This is a genomic window from Natronococcus roseus, from assembly GCF_043677095.1.
Lineage (GTDB): Archaea > Halobacteriota > Halobacteria > Halobacteriales > Natrialbaceae > Natronococcus > Natronococcus roseus.
In genome coordinates this window covers 56,416-76,253 of the sequence record NZ_JBHLJR010000009.1, presented here as the reverse complement: position 1 = coordinate 76,253, position 19,838 = coordinate 56,416, and the positions used below count along the sequence as shown (strand labels likewise).

The following is a 19,838-nucleotide window of genomic DNA, read 5'->3' as shown; positions in this document are numbered from 1 at the left end:
AACTTGACCTGTCCACTCATCAGCATTCTGTGCAACTCGAATTCCAGAACGAATGCGCTCGAGTTTTTATTGGTGTTCGATCTTCGCGAGATCGCCCATGATGTTCGCAACCATCGTATGTACTGTCGGTTGGAGAGATGGATCATCAACACGAATCGAGAGACCAATATCGAGACTCTCGACGGACGCCTTGGTCGCTGGTACTGACGCAGGCGTAGATCGCTGCTTGAGTCATAGCCTTCTAGGTAGACTGAATAGTGTATAAACGAGAGAGGTTTTGAATAGCCATTAGAAAGGAGTCCCCTTTTGGATATCAATCTTCGGGCCTACTTCTCAATATTCGGCAGTCGTTACGTGGAGATGCTTACTGAACGCTGTGGCGAAATGTTAATCGGAGAGTGGAACGTCTCACTTTAGAGATAGTCAATATGGTCAAAGAGTTGCTGCAGATGGAGAATATGTGGGGTAGACACTCCAATCCGAAGAGCGGGTGGAGTCGAATGGCAGCAGGGTTCGTGGCCGTGGGCGCACTCTACCATCGGAAATGGAATTTGTTGGGGCTCACTCTTCTGTTCTTGATCATCAATCCGATGCTATTCCCCGAACCGAGTGAAGAGTTGGATGACTGGATGTACAAAGTCGTACGAGCTGAAGAACGCTGGAGTAACGACGGTCACCGCTTCATCGGTCTCGGCTACCCGCAGATCCTAAACACCGTGAGTATCCCAATCGGGCTCTATGGCCTCTACGCGGCGTACAAACGCAAGCCTGTCTCAACGGTGGTTTTCACGCTCGCATCACAAGGACTCAACCAGTGGTGTTTGAAGGAGATTATCGAGTACTACGAAGAAGTCGATTCGCAGTAAGAATAGGCCCCATATTTATCCACCGCCCAGAACAATACGTTATCGTTCGTCGGATACTCGTAGAGAAGGTATGCAAACTGTTCTATGACACCCTCTGTAATCGGGTACTTGCCTGCTTACAGGCTGTAAACAAGTCTTATCCTTTAATTGCTAACGCTGAAAGAGACACGGTGAAAACAAGATGAACTGCGCAACCTACATTCGAGCGAGCACGGACAACCAAACAGACGCACACCAACGGAAGAGCATCGACGAGTGGCTACAGGAGAACGGTATCGACCTCGCGGATGTCGATCGGTATGCTGACCTCGGTCAATCAGGCGCGAGTGACGACCGTGAGCAGTTCACCGAGCTGCTCGAAGCACTCGAAGCTGGCGAGTATACGCATGTCGTGTGCTGGGAGATCAGTCGTCTCTCGAGGAAAGGCGCGACACTGCAGCGATTCTTCGACGTCTGCGAAGACACCGAGACGACTGTTGTGATCACGGATGGGAGTGTCGAAAAAGTCACTCCTGACGGCACCGGCCGATTTGTTGCTGATATCATCGGCATGGTCTACCAGCAAGAGCGCCGCACGCTCATCCGGCGGATCGAGGCTGGACAACGCCGTGCGCAACGACAGGGCAAATGGTTAGGTCAAGTTCCGATAGGCTTCCGTCGCGATGACGAGGGATACCTTCAGCCGATCATTGATCCAGACCACGACGCCGGCGAAACGGGATACCTCGAACTCCGGGACGCGCTCGAGCGGATCGACGACGGGGAGTCGTACCGGTCTGTCGCTGAAGGACTCCCAGTCACCCGACAGTCGCTCTCGAATATTCACCAGAACTCCGATCGGCGAGAGTGGTATCTCGAGGCGACGGCTGACAACGACGCCGTGCACGCTGCTCTCGGATCAGTCCGGACGGTGCCGGCCGACCGGAGCTTGGTATCGGACGATTGATTACGATCAGTGTATCGTGCGCTTCTCTTTGAAGCACTGAGTACAAGGTAATCAAGCGGTTTATCCGTGTTTCGCGGATTGTACGGAGTGATGGCACGACCGCCTGCTGGTCGCAGGGGTCGTGCCACTCAAGCGTGTCGTAGGCACTGTCTCCGACTATCCAGATCGGTTTCTCGACGGCGAGTGCGTCACGGGTGACGTGCATTGCCGCCTCTTCAGTACCGTTTGCCATGATCCAGGGATCATCCGCTGTCAACCACCAAAAAGGCAGGCCGTCAGATTTTGAAACGGCTGACCAACCAGGCAAGAAAGACGAGGTGGTTAGCATGATCAACTCTAATTAGGAGTCAACAATCCTGTTGCGATACGAATATAATGTGTGGGGTAAGTCCTACAGACATGAAGAATGTTGACGATCTAATTGAAAGCGCAGGGAAACTCGCTAACCAAGACCATTCAAAGGGGGAGATTGCAGATGAGCTAAATGTCTCTCGAGAAACCGCAGCCTGGTTAGTCGGGCGTAGTGAGACAAACTCCCACTCGGTTCAACAACCAATCAACAGTACCCCACAGGATATCCATATTGATTGGTCAACAATTGGTCGAGATAATAAGCGACTGAGTGCAATCGCTAGCGCAATGACAGATCTACTTGCCAAACATAGCGAGAATGTTGACCTCACGATTGGTATTGAGAAGGCAGGTACACCTATTGCAACACAGATTGCTAGCCGACTTGAAACTGATCTTGGAACATATACGCCAGCAAAGCATCAGTGGGAAGAGGGCGATATTGCAGATCTCACTGGGACGTTCTCACGAAACTTTGCTTCGATTCGAGGTCGCAAATGTTTCATTGTTGATGATACCATCACTAGCGGGACAACCATGCATGAAACCATCAATGCGATCCGTACTGAAGGCGGCGAACCTCTTGCATGTCTTGTTCTTGCCGATAAACAGGGTGTCGACGAAATTGAGGGAGTTCCAGTTTACTCGTTGATCCAACTTATTACTGTTTATAACGGATGAGACAACGTTCCTCCAAACAGAATTTAGTAGCGGCTTTCACTCGAATTAATGATGCAAAGATAGCAATCTCAGACAATCAATTACTCTCAGCGGTTTTATTGGTATCTCTAACGGCCTTTCGTTAGCCCATCCGATTATTGGAGCAAAATGATGGTAATAGCTGCTCTTTGCTCAAATCAGAATGTCACCCCAAAATTCTCCAATTCGTGTTTGAGGTACCCCAGTATGGATTCAGTATTAATTCTACTAAAAGAGAAATTCAGCCGATCAGTATTATCAAACTGCTATTCTCGCCTTCAATACATATAACATCTGAATGCCGATTTAGGAGTGAACCGAGTCAAACATCATAGTTAACCAATCCCCTATATCTAAAATTCATAAACATCGAATTTGGAATGAGTGTTCAAGGGATTTAGAGGGAGAGAATGAGCATTAACAATTACAACTAATCTGGAGTCTAAACCGTTTTCCTCGGTCATATCAGATGATCTCCTCTCTATTAGGGTTATTTTTGACTGGATTTATAAAAAATCATCCAGGGTAAATTGAAAACAATCATACTCGGTAGAAATTAATAATAATAGATCATCGAGTGAATTGTCATGCAACGACGTGGCAATACACGTGGACGGTACGGATCAGCAGTTTCCCGACGAAAAGTTGTGAAAGCAATGGCTGCGACGGGCGTGCTCGCCGGTGTAGCTGGGTGTATGGGCGGCGATGACGACGAACCCGCTGGGAGTGCAGAAGACCTCGAAACGACCGACGAAGAGGACTGGGATGATTTCTCGGATGCCGAAATCACGATCATCACCGAATCATCCTCTGATGAGTACATTGAGTGGTGGGAAACGGTGGGTGGTCGGTTCGAGGACGTTACTGGGGCAACTATCGACTTTGAGTTCGCAGGCCACGGCGATGGGTACCGCGAGCGAATGGCTGAACTCCTCCAGGCCGGGGATCCACCGGAGATCTCCCACATGCCGATCAATGAGGCTGCGGAGTACGGTGATCAGGGCCACCTCGCTGATCACACGGAGGTCGTCGAGTACTGGCAGGACTACTGGAGCGAGGACTACGAAGAGCAACACCGGATGCAGAATCAGGATGACGACGATGTCTACCTGCCGATGCATTCGAACGTTCCCACGCTCTGGTACCGGTCGGACGTGATCGACGAGCCGCCGGAGACGTGGGAAGAAGAGGTCGCGATGGCTGAAGAACACGATGAAGGCGAAGGTGGAACGCGAGGATATACTACGATGGTTGCGGAGGGAGAATGGCAAAATGATATCATGGGCTTCTCCCGTGTGTGGTCCAACGGCGGACAACTCTGCGAGCGCGACGGTGACGATCTCGCCGTCGTGATGGATGAGGGAGATAACCTTGACGCCTGGATCGAAGTCATGGAGCACGAACAGGAGCTCTACCAGTACTCGGATGAAAATCTCGATATGGGCGTTGACGACATGAACATGCGGATTGCTAGTGAAGCATCGTACACCTCCCACTGGAACGGTTCGTACCCGAAACGAGAGGCCATCCAGATGGACGCCGATTTTGCCGCCGATATTCGGCCCACTGCTCCACCGACGCCCGACGGGGACGACCTGATCAGCTGGGGGAACATCCAGGGACAGGCGGCGTTCGAGGAAGCCGAAAACACCGACGCTGCACTCGAGTTCTTGAAGTTCTTGGCACACCCCGAGAACGCGATGGGTTACTACTTCGCGGACGATCTCCACCAGAGCCCACTCATGCAAGGGCTTACTGACACCGACGAGTTCGACGAGCGACTGAACGAGATGCCTGAAGAGTGGGCATTCCCGGAGGACCACAACTTCGACTGGCTGGAGTACGGCCAGGACCTGGCGACGGAAGTCGAACCCCCGAACATCCACGCTGCTTCAATCGCGGCCGATACCGTCTACGCGCAGGCGCAACGCTCGATCCTCGTTGACGGCGAAGATCCCGAGAGCGCGATTACTGAGGTCGCCGACACGGTTCGAGATCACATCAACTAACGTCGACAACTAGTATCAATGTCACACCCGACAAAACATCCCCGACCCGTAAGCGAGCAGAGCTTCAAGAAGCGGGTTTACGAGCGACTGTCCGGACGGAAAGCGCTGATCGCGCTGACCATTCTGCCAGTCGTGCTGATATACCTGCTCGTTCTCGTGTTCCCAATCGTGTGGGCAATCGCAGCGGGCTTTCACGACATCAACACGATCAGTCCCGAATGGCACTGGAGCGGACTGTCAAATTACGCGTCGATACTGACCGATAGCTTCTTCCACTACACGCTGTGGCTCTCGTTTTTGTTTGCCGCCGGATCGATTGTGATCCAGACGGTGTTCGGCGTCGTGTTCGCGCTCATTTTGAACTCGACGGTCAAATTCCAGAAGGTCGCAAGTGCGATTCTTTTTCTACCGTTTCTCGTCCCGACGGCGATCGTCGGATTCGTCCTCATGTGGATGGGGAACAGTAGCTACGGGATCTTCAACTGGATTCTGGTCGACGCAGGCATCCTCGACTCACCACGAGCGTGGTTCGGGAACGCGGATCTTGCATTACCGTCGATCATCGTTGCAAACAGCTGGAAGTACATCGCACTCGTGACGATCATGGTGTACGCGCGGCTTCAGAGCGTCCCGTCCGAACTGTACGAAACCGCCCGTATGATGGGCGCCTCCTCGTGGCAGATGTTCCGGGACATTACTATCCCGAACATCAAGGGTGTCGTCTTCATCGTGACGCTGCTCAACGGAATTTGGATGTTCTTCAAATTCGATTTGATCTGGATCCTCACCGAAGGCGGACCCGGTGATGCGACGACGATATCGGTCATCTACGCGTACGAAGAGGCGTTCCAAGCGAACGCGCTTGGCCGCGCGGCTGCGATGTCGGTGCTGCTATTCATCATCGTTGTTGTCGGTGCGATCATCTACTTCCGTGTCTTCGAACCTGAACAGGAGGTGCGAGTTGAATGAGCGACCGGAACTCTGGTATCGAGGAGTATCGCGGAACGACACCGGTCTGGAGCTGGCTCAGCTACCTGCAGCGACGGCGGGTGGTATCGGCTGTCCGATACGGACTACTCGCGATCGTCGCAATCGTCGTCTTCTTCCCGGTCTTCTGGATGTTCAACTCCGCGCTCCGACCGGTGCAGACGCTCGTCACTACGTCACCGGACATCTTCACGACGAACGTCACACTCGAGAACTACGTCGAGTTGTTCACGGAGACACGGTTCCCGACCTACCTGCGCAACTCGATCATTATCACGAGCGGTGTCGTGCTGTTAACGACGGTTCTCGCGACGCTCGGCGGGTACGGACTGGCTCGGATCAACATTCCGAGAAAGAAGTACTTCGCCCGCGGGATCCTGTTCGGCTACATGTTCCCCGCGATTCTCCTGGCGATCCCGATGTACATCCTCTGGAGTAACATCGGGATGACGAACTCGTTCCTCGGCCTGATGTTGGCGATCTCGGCGCGATCGCTACCGTTCTCGCTGTGGCTGATGTGGCAGTTCTTCCAGACCGTCCCCGAATCGCTTGAGGAGTCGGCGGTGGTCGCGGGCGCCTCTCGGTTCCAAGCGTTCGTCGACGTCGCGTTGCCGATGGCGAAACCGGGGATCATCGCGGTGTCGATCTTCTCGTTCTCGATCGCGTGGGGTGACTACACGTTTGCACTGGTCATCATGTCCGACATCGATCTCTACCCGATCACGATCGGGCTCGAATCGAGCTTTATCCCCGGTCAACACACCGACTGGGAGCTGCTGATGGCTGGAGCGTCGATCGCGGTCATCCCGCCGCTCCTGTTCGTCTTCTTCCTTCAGAAGTACTTCCTCCAAGGATTCAGCCCGGGTGGAACGTAATGACAGGAACGACGAATCGAGCGACCGACCGATATCAACCCAACCAACCATCGATTCACAACCAATGAGTAATATTCAGATCACCGACCTTCGCAAGGAGTTCGACGTCCCAGGCGGCGTCGAGGTAGCAGTCGATGACGTATCGTTCGAACTAAACGAGGGCGAGTTCGTCACGCTCGTCGGACCGTCCGGATGCGGGAAAACGACGACGCTACGATGTCTCGCCGGCCTCGAGATCCCGACGAGCGGATCTATCGAGTTCGATAACGTCGATGTCACCGAAGTGCCGGCTCATCATCGCGGACTGGCGATGATGTTCCAAAACATCGCGCTGTACCCGCACATGACCATCCGGGAAAACATCGCGTATCCGCTGAAACTACAGGGCATTCCCGAGGCGGAGCGTCATGACGAAGCCGAGGAAGCAGCTGAGATCATGCAGATACCGGAACTCGTCGACAAATACCCGGGTGAGCTAAGCGGCGGGCAACAACAACGCGCCGCGCTGGCTCGAACGATAGTTCAGGATCCGATCGCGTTCCTAATGGACGAACCGTTGGCCGCACTCGACGCCAAACTCAAAGTCGAGATCCGCAAAGAGATCCAGAAGGTCCATCGACGGCTTGACAAGCCAACGCTGTACGTAACCCACGACCAAGAGGAGGCGCTGACGATGTCCGATCGGATTGCGATCATGAACGACGGATCTCTAGAGCAGATCGGGACGCGTGAAGAAGTGTACGACTACCCAAAGAATACCTTCGTCGCACGGTTCATTGGGAACCCGTCGATCAATCTCGTGGACGCGACGCTCGAGTCGCTCGACGAGAACGAAGGCACGGTCCAAGTCGGTGAGACGACGATTTCGTTCGAAACGGACGTCCTGCGGGAGGATCCAGCTGATTCCGATATTGTCTTCGGATTTCGACCACAGGGCGTCGAACTCAATCCGAACGCAGCTGATCCAGACTTCGAGGGAGAGCTCCTCCTCTTAGAACCCGTCGATGACCGCGCTCTCGCAACGATTTCGTGGGAATACGGAGAGGTCAATGGACTGGTCCCCACACGCCAGGCTCTCGAAGAAGGTGAGCGAGTTGGAATCACGATCGATACGCGGAACATCTACCTGTTCGATGCCAAGACGAAGGAACTGATCGCAAAATCAAAGGCGCCAGAACACGAGGTCCGTCCGGATCTCGCCGCGGAGTAATTATGGTAGGTGACTCCACTCCGATGCGCTTCGGTGTAATCGGTACCGCAGGGATTGCACAGAAGGCGTTCCTGCCGGCTGTCGAAAAAACCAATCACGAGGTCGTTGCGATTAGCTCTCGGAACGGCAGCCGCGCCAAGACTATCGCCGACGAGTATGGGATCGATCGCTCGTACGGAACGTACGACGCGATACTCGAGGATGAAGCGGTCGACGCAGTGTACGTTCCGCTGCCGAACACGATACACGCCGAGTGGACGAAACGAGCGGCCGACGCCGAAAAGCACGTTCTCTGTGAGAAGCCGCTCGCCGTCGACACAGCGGAAGCACGCGATGTCGTCGATCACTGCACCGAACGCGGTATGACGTTGCTGGAAGGGTACATGTACCGGTACCACCCGCGGACCGAGCGTGCGCTCGCACTGGCGGCCAACGAACTCGAGAACATTCGATCGATCACTGCAACATTCAGGTACCCATTGTACGATCAGCCAGATAACGTCCGCCTAGACCCTGATCTTGCGGGCGGTTCGCTAATGGACGTTGGCTGTTATCCAGTCTCGCTCACTCGGGCCGTACTCGGCACACCAACCCGGGTTTCGGCTCACGCGCTCGATTCCCGTGATATCGGTGTCGACACGGAATTCGCGGGGTTGCTCGAGTACGACGACGCTGTTGCACACGTCGCCTCTGGGTTCGACACGCAGAAACGACAGCGGTACCGAATCGATGCGGCAAACGGCTGGCTCGAAGTCGAGAACGCGTTCGACGTCCCCGATGGGCCGCTCTCGCTTGAATACCGAATCGACGGTCGACACGCCGTCGAGACGTTCGATCCGGTTGATCAGTTCCGACTCGAGATCGATCACTTCACCGATTGCGTTCAGGGCCACGATCGTCCTCGTACTGGTGGGGAGAGCGCCATCGGGAACACACGACTTATCGAAGCGCTCAAACAAAGCGCCTCCGAGGGATGTGTGATCGATCTCTGAGATCACTGCGCCGATTCATCTCGTCTCCTTGGACGTATGACATCGTCCAAAGGGAGTAGTCATCGAGATACTTCGGATTTCGATTAATCACCTCGGTGATCGAGAGATCAAACTGTTCGTTTATCTACCTAACACACAACGACAACAGCCCCAATCACCATGCTTCCTGAACAACGAAAGCAACGCATTGTCGAGCTTGTCTCTGAACGGAATGGCTGTTCTGTTGCGGATATCGCAGAACACCAGGACGTTTCGAAGGCAACCGTTCGTCGCGACCTCCAAGAGTTAGCGAAAGATGGACGAATTAAACGGTCTCATGGAGGTGCAATGCCAGTTACGACAGTCGGCAGTGAGAAGTCATTCAGACAACGGGAAGCACAGAACTTGAATGCTAAGCGGATGATTGCAAAGCGGGCGATCAACGAAATTCATCCTGGCCATGTCGTCTTCTTCGATTCGGGGACTACGACAATGCAGATTGCCAAGGCAGTACCGTCCGATAGGTCTTTTCTTCCCGTCATGAATTCGCCGCTACTTGCACTCGAATTCGATGATCGAGAGGTCAACGTGAAACTGACCGGCGGCAGCTTACGCCATCAAACCAGAGCACTGGTCGGGCCGATTGCCGAGTCTTTTATGATGCGGACGAATTTTGATATCCTCTTCCTCGGGACAAATGGAATTGAGTGTAACGGATTAACGACACCAAATGAGGACGAAGCCCGAATGAAAGAACGAATGATCGAACAGGCTGAACACGTAATTCTTGTCTCTGATAGCAGCAAGTTCGATGAGCGAAGTTTCATTCAATTTGGAGATCTCATAGACGTGGATCTTTTGATTACGGAACGCTATCCGCCAGAATCACTTGCGGACGCATTAGAGAAGGCTGGTGTAACGGTCTGCGTTGCAGAGGAGTCCTAATTGCGATAGCACAGCTGATCTGGCACTGTTTAGTTTAGCACCTCCGCCGGCGTCTGTCTGTTAAGTGACTGATGTGGTCGTTGTGTGTTGTAGTAGTGTACAAACTGCTCAAGCCACTCTCTGACGTTCGCCCGACTGCCCACCCATGAGTTATGGAAGCGGTCAACCCGCATTTTGAGGGTATAAAACCACTTTTCGAGGTGGTTTCGATCGACATAGTCAAGGTGACCGCTCAACCCTAATCGAGAGATAGCAGTCAGATAGCCTGTACCATCGATGAGAAACTCGGTCTCGGAGAGATCATGTTTCTCGGTCAGTCCATGCAGAAACGCAGCAGCTGGATCGGTGCCTCGTCGTCCAAAGAGCGCGACATCGAGAATGAGTTTCGTGTCGAGGTCTATTGTAGCACATATCTAAGATTAATTACCATTAATCATGGCAGCGTTTTCATCAACTGCGACCCGCGACGGCGAAGCCGTCGGCGGGTCTGGAACGGTGTCAGACAGCCGATGTATCCAGTGCCAGATTGCTTGATGAGAGCGTTCAACGCCGAGTGAGCGAAGAGTTGCTTGTGTCTCCCGAAGCGAACAACCGGTCGCGTGGAGCCGGACGGCGACGCCCATCAGGGCGTTCGCCGTCCGCTCACGCTCCCAAGATTCTTCTAAATCCGCCGTGTAAGACTTGCTGAGCAGGTCTGCGAGCTGCATGTTCAAACCAACTCCACGGCCTGCTCGTTCCTCAAACTGCGCTAACTAGACGGTGCCTTCTAACCTGTTACGTGAGTATACTTATTGAACGCTGTGACGGAATGTTAATATGATAGTGGAACCTCCCACTTCCGAGATAGTCGATATGCTCGAAGAGTCGACGGCGATAGAGAATATGTGGGCCAGACACTCTAACCCGAAGAGCGGGTGGAGTCGAATGGCAGCGGGGTTCGTGGCCGTGGGCGCACTCTACCATCGGCAATGGAAGTTATTGGGGGCCACCCTCCTGTTCTTACTCATCAATCCGGTGCTATTCCGCGAACCAAGTGAAGAGTTGGATAACTGGATGCACAAAGTCGTACGTGCTGAAGAACGCTGGACTGACGACGGGTACCGCCTCATCGGTCTCGGCTATCCACAGATCCTAAACACTGTAAGTATCCCAATCGGGCTCTATGGCCTCTACGCGGCGTACAAACGCAATCCAGTCTCAACGTTGGTTTTCACACTCGTATCACAGGGACTCAACCAATGGTGTTTGAAGGAGATTATCGAGTACTACGAAGAAGTCGATTCGCAGTAAGAATAGATCCCATACTGATCCTCCACCCAGAACAATACGTACTTCATCTGTACGTACCGTTCGTTGGGTAATCAAGGAGAGATATGCGAACCGTTTTCTGATACCTTCTATATAAATTTGCTTCTCGAGAGTACCGTCGCTGTCGTCATCCCGAGGCTCATTGACAAGAGTTTTCGAGAGCCAGGACAGCCTCCGCTACTGAATTGAAAACACGAGAGAACGACTTCCCGTCATAGCTCTACCTTGTGGCCAGAGCCACTTAAAGGAAAACTATTGAAAGAGCGATTTCGTTCTTTGACTCGTCATAGAGGCGCCGCTCGTGTACCGTTCGACTGAACGAGCCCTCTCCCTAAAAACCTCGTACCTTAACCAACAAAGACCTCCGCTTCTACCCCTGAACGTTGGTTAACAGAAGCCGCTCTTACGCAAAGCTACGGAAAAGTCAGTGTATCCCGCCGACGTATAGCGGATATGTCTAACACCCAGCCAGCCTTCGGCGGGATGCTTCGAAACCTAATTGACGACGGTATCTTCGAGATTCGGACCGAGCCGCTCGACGTCCTCGTCGAGCGGCGTCTCAAACATCTCTGGGAGCATACACCGTGTCCTCGATGCGGAAATCGGTCGATTAGAACGTGGGAGAACGTTGATCGTGTCTGGTGTCGGAGCTGCCAGTTCAAACCCGCCTATACCTACGGCACGCCCTTCAGCGAGAAGGACCTCACCTGCGGAGAGGTCCTTCTCGCGTTCATTCTTTACGCCGATACTCTGCTCAGTATCAATCAAATTGCGATTGTGCTTGATCGCGCGTACAATACCATTCATACAGCTGTTCGTGACCTGGAAGCCGCGCTCGAGCGCGGCTTCCCGATTGTCTGGAACCGACTCAAACAGCCATACGGCGGCCCGTTACAGGTCGACGAGAGTGGAAAAGTGTGCTCAGGATACAAAGGCCAAGACCCGCCGCGAGCCCGTCCGGGACGCGGCGGGTCGTCTCGGAGTGGGCGAACACGATGGAAGGGACGACACGGGGGACCAATTAACGCTCGTCGCGGCCTGCCGCGACGAGCTCACTGTCATTCGTGCAAAGCAAGGAATCCGCTATGAGGGAAATCTTGAGCCAGTGATTACCGAGGCTGAAGACCTCTCCCAGCGGCTGGGAGAGGTCTGGACAGATGGACTGCAGGCATATCGGTGGATGGAATACGATCACCGGACAGTCATCCACAAAGAGCAGTACATTTCGCCGGACGGCGTCCATATTAACCAGGTTGAGTGTCTCTGGTCACTCTTGCATCCGTGGCTGCGGAAGTTTCGCGGCCTGTCCAAGCACGGCTTGGAACAGGCCGCTCACACCTTTGGCTGCGTCTGGTCATTGAACAACATCGGCGCGTCGCTCTTCGCACTCATCGATTGCTTCGCCCTCGGTCGTTTCCGCAGCTTTGCGTAAGAGCGACAGGAAGTAGTGATGCTCCTATCTTTACTGCTCAGAGATGGGTCCCTATAGCTCGAGATGCGTAGCGTGCTCGGAACAGGAGCCGTCTCGAAGTATTCCCCGCTCAAAATCACAAAAACGAACAGGGGTGGGTGAACGGTAGGTGGGGATGCTGGTGCAACGTCCCATCAGCAAAGGGTGGGGGAGGCCATCCCTTCAGCTGATGGGCAACTGGAGATTGCACCTGTGCCCTTGCGGGCATCCGGAACGATGGTCTGCAAGGGTATTGAACGACTGGATTGTAGAAACAAATTAGAGCGTGTTAACGCGAATTACCTGATCTTTCATCGTTGTGTTATCGCTGAAATACAGTGATTCGCCCTCGATTCACGGGGCAGTTTCAGTCCGGTCGGATAATTTCGTTGAGAGTCGATCAAACCGATCCTGCGCAGATTCCTTCCGAGATTGTGTGACCTCGGGGAGGTACTCCACCTCACAAAGCTCCCCTTCTTCGACAGAAACCTCGAGAATTGCTCCTTCATGCTGGCACTCCTCTGGCAGCTGCGTTACGAGAACGTCAAGCTGATCCACAGTCTCGCCGTCCACTTCGAGTAAGAGCACTGCTGTCTGGTTGTCGACGATCCGGTCAAGCGTTGCAGTGTGGGTTTCGGCCATTAGCCCGCTAATGGTGTTGTAACTACGTTAGTGGGGTGGATGAGCGATTCTTGTGACTCGTCATCAGCAGGCTTCTCTTCGAGAAGGTCTTCAGCATCGGTCGAAGCGTCGTATTGGCTCTCGAGGTCGGAGCTTTCACCGTCAGTCGTTAGCACAATATTCCCGTGGACACCGGTCCAGTAGGTGTCAATCCCTCGATCGGCGTAGTCCTCGAGGACCTCATCATGTGGATGGCCATACTGAGAGTCGTATGCACTCGAGATGATTGCAACCTCCGGGGAGACTTGATCCATAAACGGAGCTGTCGATGACGTCGACGAGCCGTGATGGCCTGCCTGGTATACGTCCGCATCAAGGTCGTCACCGTGTTCGTCGACCATCCGTTGCTCAGCATCGGCTTCCGCGTCGCCGGTTGTGAGATACGAGAATTCGCCGAATTCGATACTCATCGTCACGCTGTTGTAGTGGAGATCTGAACCCGAGTCACCTGCTGGCGGGTTCAGTACGTGAACGTCTGCGTCACCGAACTCGAAGTGGTCGTCCTCTTCGACAACCAGGAGTTCAACGTCGTGTTCTTCGATAGCATCGAGATAGCGCTCGTACGTTTGGCTGGTCGCTGCCACACCAGAATCGTAGGCCGTGCCGACGCCATCGTGTTCAGTCTCGTAGTGTTCGATGATCTCGTCGTGGCCACCAATGTGGTCGGCGTGGGCATGTGTTGCGACGAGATGGTCGATTCGATCGACATCGTGGGCTTCGAGGTAGTCGATCACGTCGGCACCACCTTGCCGCCAATCGCCGGAATCAATGAGCATCGTCTCCCCAGAAGGCTCAATGAGGAGTGTTGCATCAGCTTGGCCGACGTCGATATGGTGAATCTCAAGTTCGCCGTTGGAATCAGGCTCGTCACTAGCTGCGTCTTCTGACTCTGCGTCGTCAGTGTCTTCTGAATCAGTCTCATCGGCTGCCGTATCGTCTTCAGATTCGTTCGGATCTGTGTCTTCTGGCTCTGTGTCGTCAGTATCTTCTGAATCGGTCTCAATCTCGTCAGCTGTTGTGTCGTTTTCAGACTCGTTTGTCTCTACGTCTTCCGGCTCTGCGTCGTCAGTGTCTTCTAAACCGTTCTCAGTCACATCAGCTGCTGTATCGTCCTCAGACTCGTTTGGATCTGTGTCATTTGACTCCGCATCGTCAGTGTCTTCCAAATCGGTCTCAGTCTCGTCAGTTGTTGTATCGTCTTCAGATTCGTTCGGGTCTGTATCTTCCAGTTCGTCAGCGCCGTTTGTATCTGGTTCATCGTCAGTACCAATATCGCTTTCATCAGCACATCCAGCAAGGACGAGCATCGCTGCAACGACTATAATTAACAGGAGTCGTTTCACTAACTCATTAATTCAGTTACTAATATATGATTGTTTGGGTCACCAGATCACTCGAGATAAATCTGACCGAGACGCTCAATCTGATGTTCGACTTTCCTGTGGTTCGAGACCAAAACGGCCTCCCATAGCATCGACCTCGAGCAGATCCGAAACCATCTGAGGGGCCTCCGCCAAGAGGCAAGCGATACACAACGCCTTGTTGTCCTCACACCAGACCACAGCCGCCCGTCGAAACTCGATCGCATCGAGGACGATCGTCTCGTCTGGACGAACTTCGACCAGCTTGTCGACGCCGCTGAATCGATATTAGCGCGGGATCACGGCAGCGCCGAACAATCGCTCGAGATCCCCACCGAACGAGAGGCATTCCTCCTTCGAGAACTCGTTCACTTCCTCTACGAGGAGGATCTTGTAAGCGGTCGCGAGGAGCGCGCCCTCGTCGTTGCCGCTCGCAAAGCCTGGCCCGAGTACAACGCCCATGACCTGTACTTCTGCCAACCGAATCGCTCGTTCAAACCATCCAACTATCTCGCCTTCTACACCGACGGTGAGATCAAACTAATCGTCCCAGCGATCACCAGTACAATCGAGAGCACCGAACTGACCGAAGATGCACGAAGAGGCAACACAAGTCTCACCAGCCCAACGACGTCGACTCGAGGACGGGATCGCGACACTCCGAGACCAGAACGCGGATCGCTACGGAAGCGAGCAGAAGGTCCTGTTCCTCGACCTCGAGCGCGGATTTACGCTCGAGCAGCCGGTCCAGAACGACAAAACGGCGTCCGAGTCAGATCGAACTGTCGCGTTCGTCCAGGGCCACCGGTACGTCTCTGCATCTGCGCTCCCAGACAATCCCACTACAACATCGGTTCTCGAGGCGTGATCCAGAGAACCGATCTCAAGCGGAGCACCCAAGTCACAAATCAAAGCTCTTCTTGACCTGCTATTCCGAATAGGAGCCCTCGTGGGACCCTTCGTGAAGCTCCACGTCTAGTGACTGAGGAGCTAAATCGTACACACGCATCTCTTTGAGTCTTGCAGCACCTCGTTCTGCAAAGAGGGACAGTCCTGTACTGCTCCAATCTGGGAAGATCTGATTCGTCATTACGCGCTGTCCATCATTGGCGAAGATCTCAACCGAAGACCGATCGACAAGAATACGAAGTTCGATAGTCCCATCTTCACGTGGTTCGAGCGGCATGCTCGTTGCATCTTCTTGACCTTCGTCAAAGAAGTCGTCTGCTGGGCCATCAATCGAAGAATCCGTTCGCTGAAACACCAACTGGGGGACATCCTCTGATGGGGACGCATCAGTTACGGGGATATCATCTGGATCTGTATAGTAGGTGATGAGGCTTTCGTCGTTCTCCCCCTCTCGAACGCGGAATCCGAACTCATCGGCACTCTGTGGATCGATCGTAGCATGGATCTCGAGCGAGCGCCCCTCTACGTCTGCCCCTTCCAGGGGATCTCTACCGGGGGTGATCATCTCTGAGGATAACTCAACTACCGGTTCCTGTCGCAGCTCTTCTAGTTCCGCAACGGGACGCTGTCGCAGTTCGACACTATTTGTGCCCTCTTCGAGAGTTATTTCACGCGGAACAGACATGATCCCGCGCCATCCTGTTTCCGGAACGAACTCGATATAGGGCCAGTGAGCCGCCCAGGCGATCTGAACACGTCGGTCAAGAGGCTCGTTATCCCAAGAGATTGCAGCATAGTAATCATAGCCGTAGTCTGCGAGTTGCCGATCCTCGATTGTGAACTCCGATCCGTCGAACTCACCTATAAGATGATCTTCACGCTGATGATCGACGGAGACAGTCAACACCCACTTGGTTTCGTCACTACCCTCGACCGGTAGCTCAAAGAGATCCGGACACTCCCACAGATTTGCTTCAGGTGAGTGCGAGTGATAGTCGTAGACGCTCTCGTTCGCGTCCTCAACAAACTCATTATACTCACTGTTGGTAAACGTACTCTCGTATGTCCAGTTGCGATGATCTTCGGAACTATGAATTTCAATTCCGGGAGGTCGTGTTTCACCGTTGTCATCGCCTTCGTGGACACGGCAAACGACCATGATCCACTTTTGATCCGGTTCGTACCAGAAGACGTTCGGATCTCGGAACTCCAGATCATTAGTATCCAAGACGGGATTTCCGTCATACTCGGTAACGGTTTCGCCGTTATCGGTACTATATGCGATACGTTGGTCCTGAATCTCGGTTTCATCTAAGTACGCACCGGTGTACGAGAGAATCAATGCCTCTTCACCGAATCCAGCCGTATTTTCCGTATCGATGGTCGCAGCACCCGAGAACTTCGCGAGGTTGTTCTCATCATCAAATGGGAGCTTGATACCGTGGTATGTCCAATCGAAGAGATCTTCGCTAGTTGCGTGTCCCCACTGGATGTCTTCCCACCAAGGATCGTGTGGGTGATACTGGAAGAAAAGATGGTAGACACCCTCGTGATAGACTAGCCCGTTCGGATCATTTATCCAGCCTTGCGGTGGTGCAAAATGAAAACCTGGTCTCCAGGGGTCTTCTTCCGATCCGCTTACCGGTTCTGCGTTTTCTATAGCTGAAACACTCGAAGTAGAGCTACCAAGTGCCGTTGTCGCCAGTAGACTCATACCCGTTGCTTGAAGTACACTCCGCCGTCCAAGTTTCGAGGATTCACTTGCGGAATCTTTCCCTCTTTGGAAGTTGTTGTCTCGCATTACGGACAGAACTTCGATGGTTATATATTAACATCTGCCGATAACAATTATTTCTGAATTCATAACCCTAAATAATGATCGGATCACTCACTTGGTCTGAATTCTAATTCTGTATATAGAGTATAGAGTACTGTTGAGTTCAATAGAGCGGAAATAGATCTTGGGCAACCAACTTCACGAATTTGTTCGCTTTTCCTGCTATGATCTCTTAAGCGGCAAGGCTGCCTACGAAGCCCTCAAGATCCAGTAGGTGGACGAGCCTGCATCGGTCCACTCGAGCATGAAGGCGAGTCCCTGGAGGACGTTGGCATCGAAGAAATCAATCTCTCAAGCGTTCACCATCCCGAGCTTTGTCGAGCAGAAATCCATATCCAAGACTCGAGCGACGCCTTCCAAGGGGGAGAGATGGTTACCGTCGGCCCAACTCCACTCTCAAAGCTTACAATCGAGGGTACTATCGACTAAGAACGACACAAACAACGTGCTTATTCTCCAAATCGACAATATAGCTACACCAATGGAGAAGTCGACTCATTGAACTGCCTATCGTCTATCCGCATCAGAGTATGCATGCTGCACGATCAAAACTGAGGGTTCTCGTGAACTGCAAAATCACCTCTGAGATAGCATTTGAGAAATAATATACTGTATGAATAACGAGAGCAGCAGTCTAGCACACGCCAACTCGAATGTAATACTGAGAGAACCCTTACCATCAATTCCTCACTTAGTCCTCTAAGCGGAGCCTTTGGCTTTCACACCTTTTGATCGATCGTCCTTACATTCCACAACCATGGCACAAAAACAAATACGATCAAGCCATTTTAATTATTGGATATGGTTGGTGTGAGCGTGGCTCAAAATAGTCGTTCACAAATGAGGGAAGAATTGGTGAAAGATTCATCGGAATTTAGCCGTCGGAAGGTAATTCAGACAGCAGGGACTGGTCTTCTGGCGACTGTAGCACTCGGCAGTGCCAATAGTAGTGCGTCGGCGACAGAAGGCGTTGCTGAAGATACAGAAGACCCGCATCCGTGGCGGCCAGAGTATCACTTTTCGCCCTCTGAGGGGTGGATGAACGATCCGAATGGGTTAGTTTATCACGAAGGGACTTTCCACTTGTTCTATCAAGCAGGTGCGGATCGACGACGGTGGGATCATGCAACAAGCACAGACCTCATCAACTGGACAGAACACGGAACGAAGGTTCCCGATACTGAATCGATGCAGGCCTTTTCTGGTGGATCAGTCATCGACACCGAAAACACCGCGGGATTCGGTGAGGATGCGCTAGTTGCGATGTATACTGGTCATCATGATGAGGGGTTAGAGGACCAACGGATTGCCTTCAGTACAGATAACGGTGAGACGGTCCAGAACTATGCAGAGAATCCAGTAATTGAGAGCGATGAGGATAATTTCCGCGATCCAAAGCCGTTCTGGTACGAACCAGACGAAAGTTGGAGAATGGTCGTTGGCCGAGTTGAGGAAGCCGAAAACCGGCCGGCAGGAATCGAAATCTACAGTTCGGAAGATCTGATCGATTGGACCTACGAGAGTACATATGTAGACGAAGGCGATAACGGATGGGAATGTCCAAGTTTGTTTGAACATCCAGTCGAAGGAACAGATGAGACAAAGTGGATCATTCCCATTTCGCCGATCGAACTTCGATCTGTCGAATACCATATCGGTGATTTCGACGGAACGGAATTTGTTGCTGAAGAAATCGTGAGGGCGGATTACGGATATGACTTTTATGCTACCCAACGCTGGGGGAATGCACCAGATGACGACGGACTGAACATCACCTGGATGGGGAACTGGGAATACGCAATGGAGGCACCGGATCCAGGTTGGCAAGGAGCGATGACAGTTCCACGGACGATCACTCTTCGAAAGGAGAACGGTTCCCTTGAAGTCCTCCAGCATCCAGCAGAAGAGGTAACTAAAACACGACAAGAAGCGCTGACCGAACTATGTTCAGAGAGGATTACACCGGGTAGAGACCCGTTAGAAGAAGCCAGTGTAGAAGGCCGTACACTCGAGATCGATGCCACAATCGATCCGCAGAGTGCCGAAAAAGTCGGACTCCGTGTTCGAAAGGGAGAAGAGCAAGAGAGTGTAATCACATATGATGCGAGAGAAGAGAAATTACGGTTTGACCGGTCGAATTCAGGCAAATTCTTCGAGGATGGATTCTACGATGAAACAACTACCTCGTTAGAAAGACGTGACGATAGGACAATTAAACTCCACGTCCTTGTCGACCGGTCTTCGGTCGAAATATTTGCTAACAATGGGCAGAAAACAATGACAAATGTGGTCTATCCTGACTGGGAAAGCACCGAGGCCTCTCTGTACTCAGAAAACGGGTCTGCACAACTCGAGCATTTGGTGGCCTACGACCTCTGCACCACTGACAACGTATAATTGTATTTGTCTTAGAAACTACCGACTCAAGTCTCT

At 52.7% G+C, this 19,838-nt stretch carries 16 protein-coding genes and 4 pseudogenes; 14 read left to right on the top strand and 6 right to left on the bottom strand.

Features of this window, described 5'->3' with window-relative positions:
- Positions 1-428 precede the first annotated feature (428 nt).
- On the top strand, positions 429-866 hold the full coding sequence (locus tag ACFEMD_RS20645) for a DUF6653 family protein (protein WP_394743160.1): 438 nt from the start codon (positions 429-431) through the stop codon (positions 864-866).
- 181 nt (positions 867-1,047) lie between these two features.
- On the top strand, positions 1,048-1,812 hold the full coding sequence (locus tag ACFEMD_RS20640; protein WP_394743159.1) for a recombinase family protein: 765 nt from the start codon (positions 1,048-1,050) through the stop codon (positions 1,810-1,812).
- A 50-nt stretch (positions 1,813-1,862) separates the two neighbouring features.
- Here the strand turns inward: ACFEMD_RS20640 and ACFEMD_RS20635 are convergent.
- Positions 1,863-2,032, bottom strand: a pseudogene (locus ACFEMD_RS20635) (IS5/IS1182 family transposase); the annotation flags it as partial.
- A gap of 179 nt (positions 2,033-2,211) precedes the next feature.
- Between ACFEMD_RS20635 and gfcR the strand changes: the two are divergent.
- The 7 genes from gfcR to glpR all read left to right on the top strand — a co-directional run bounded on the left by gfcR (position 2,212) and on the right by glpR (position 9,859).
- Positions 2,212-2,844: a transcriptional regulator GfcR gene (gene gfcR / locus ACFEMD_RS20630; RefSeq protein WP_394743158.1), complete on the top strand. Its 633-nt coding sequence runs from the start codon at positions 2,212-2,214 to the stop codon at positions 2,842-2,844.
- Between the two features lie 713 nt (positions 2,845-3,557).
- Entirely contained in the window at positions 3,558-4,871 is a 1,314-nt protein-coding gene (locus ACFEMD_RS20625) for an ABC transporter substrate-binding protein (RefSeq protein WP_394743157.1), read from the top strand.
- An 18-nt stretch (positions 4,872-4,889) separates the two neighbouring features.
- Positions 4,890-5,840: a carbohydrate ABC transporter permease gene (locus ACFEMD_RS20620; protein ID WP_394743156.1), complete on the top strand. Its 951-nt coding sequence runs from the start codon at positions 4,890-4,892 to the stop codon at positions 5,838-5,840.
- On the top strand, positions 5,837-6,733 hold the full coding sequence (locus ACFEMD_RS20615; RefSeq protein WP_394743155.1) for a carbohydrate ABC transporter permease: 897 nt from the start codon (positions 5,837-5,839) through the stop codon (positions 6,731-6,733). The genes ACFEMD_RS20620 and ACFEMD_RS20615 overlap by 4 nt, the downstream gene beginning before the upstream one ends.
- A 64-nt stretch (positions 6,734-6,797) precedes the next feature.
- A complete protein-coding gene (locus ACFEMD_RS20610) occupies positions 6,798-7,943 on the top strand; it encodes an ABC transporter ATP-binding protein (protein ID WP_394743154.1) in 1,146 nt (381 codons plus the stop codon).
- A 2-nt stretch (positions 7,944-7,945) separates the two neighbouring features.
- Positions 7,946-8,935 (top strand): Gfo/Idh/MocA family protein, encoded by a 990-nt coding sequence (locus ACFEMD_RS20605; protein WP_394743153.1) that lies wholly within the window; start codon positions 7,946-7,948, stop codon positions 8,933-8,935.
- A 159-nt stretch (positions 8,936-9,094) separates the two neighbouring features.
- Entirely contained in the window at positions 9,095-9,859 is a 765-nt protein-coding gene (gene glpR, locus ACFEMD_RS20600; RefSeq protein ID WP_394743152.1) for an HTH-type transcriptional regulator GlpR, read from the top strand.
- Positions 9,860-9,888: 29 nt separating this feature from the next.
- Here the strand turns inward: glpR and ACFEMD_RS20595 are convergent.
- Positions 9,889-10,566 (bottom strand): annotated as a pseudogene (locus ACFEMD_RS20595) (IS6 family transposase).
- 109 nt (positions 10,567-10,675) lie between these two features.
- Here ACFEMD_RS20595 and ACFEMD_RS20590 point away from each other — a divergent pair.
- A complete protein-coding gene (locus tag ACFEMD_RS20590) occupies positions 10,676-11,149 on the top strand; it encodes a DUF6653 family protein (protein WP_394743151.1) in 474 nt (157 codons plus the stop codon).
- A gap of 471 nt (positions 11,150-11,620) precedes the next feature.
- A pseudogene (locus ACFEMD_RS20585) lies at positions 11,621-12,599 on the top strand (IS1595 family transposase).
- A gap of 372 nt (positions 12,600-12,971) precedes the next feature.
- On the opposite strand, the gene ACFEMD_RS20580 reads toward ACFEMD_RS20585, so the two are convergent.
- The 3 genes from ACFEMD_RS20580 to ACFEMD_RS20570 form a co-directional block, all read right to left on the bottom strand.
- Positions 12,972-13,259: a DUF3006 domain-containing protein gene (locus tag ACFEMD_RS20580; RefSeq protein WP_394743150.1), complete on the bottom strand. Its 288-nt coding sequence runs from the start codon at positions 13,257-13,259 to the stop codon at positions 12,972-12,974.
- Entirely contained in the window at positions 13,259-14,302 is a 1,044-nt protein-coding gene (locus ACFEMD_RS20575; protein WP_394743222.1) for a ComEC/Rec2 family competence protein, read from the bottom strand. The genes ACFEMD_RS20580 and ACFEMD_RS20575 overlap by 1 nt, the downstream gene beginning before the upstream one ends.
- A gap of 645 nt (positions 14,303-14,947) precedes the next feature.
- Entirely contained in the window at positions 14,948-15,121 is a 174-nt protein-coding gene (locus ACFEMD_RS20570; RefSeq protein WP_394743149.1) for a hypothetical protein, read from the bottom strand.
- A 130-nt stretch (positions 15,122-15,251) separates the two neighbouring features.
- Here ACFEMD_RS20570 and ACFEMD_RS20565 point away from each other — a divergent pair, with 130 nt between their 5' ends.
- A complete protein-coding gene (locus ACFEMD_RS20565) occupies positions 15,252-15,527 on the top strand; it encodes a hypothetical protein (protein WP_394743148.1) in 276 nt (91 codons plus the stop codon).
- A gap of 60 nt (positions 15,528-15,587) precedes the next feature.
- Here ACFEMD_RS20565 and ACFEMD_RS20560 read toward each other — a convergent pair whose 3' ends face one another.
- Positions 15,588-17,369 (bottom strand): glycoside hydrolase family 32 protein, encoded by a 1,782-nt coding sequence (locus ACFEMD_RS20560; RefSeq protein ID WP_394743147.1) that lies wholly within the window; start codon positions 17,367-17,369, stop codon positions 15,588-15,590.
- 220 nt (positions 17,370-17,589) lie between these two features.
- Here ACFEMD_RS20560 and ACFEMD_RS20555 point away from each other — a divergent pair.
- Positions 17,590-17,907 (top strand): annotated as a pseudogene (locus ACFEMD_RS20555) (TrmB family transcriptional regulator); the annotation flags it as partial.
- 299 nt (positions 17,908-18,206) lie between these two features.
- On the top strand, positions 18,207-19,802 hold the full coding sequence (locus ACFEMD_RS20550; RefSeq protein ID WP_394743146.1) for a glycoside hydrolase family 32 protein: 1,596 nt from the start codon (positions 18,207-18,209) through the stop codon (positions 19,800-19,802).
- The last annotated feature ends 36 nt before the right edge of the window (positions 19,803-19,838 follow it).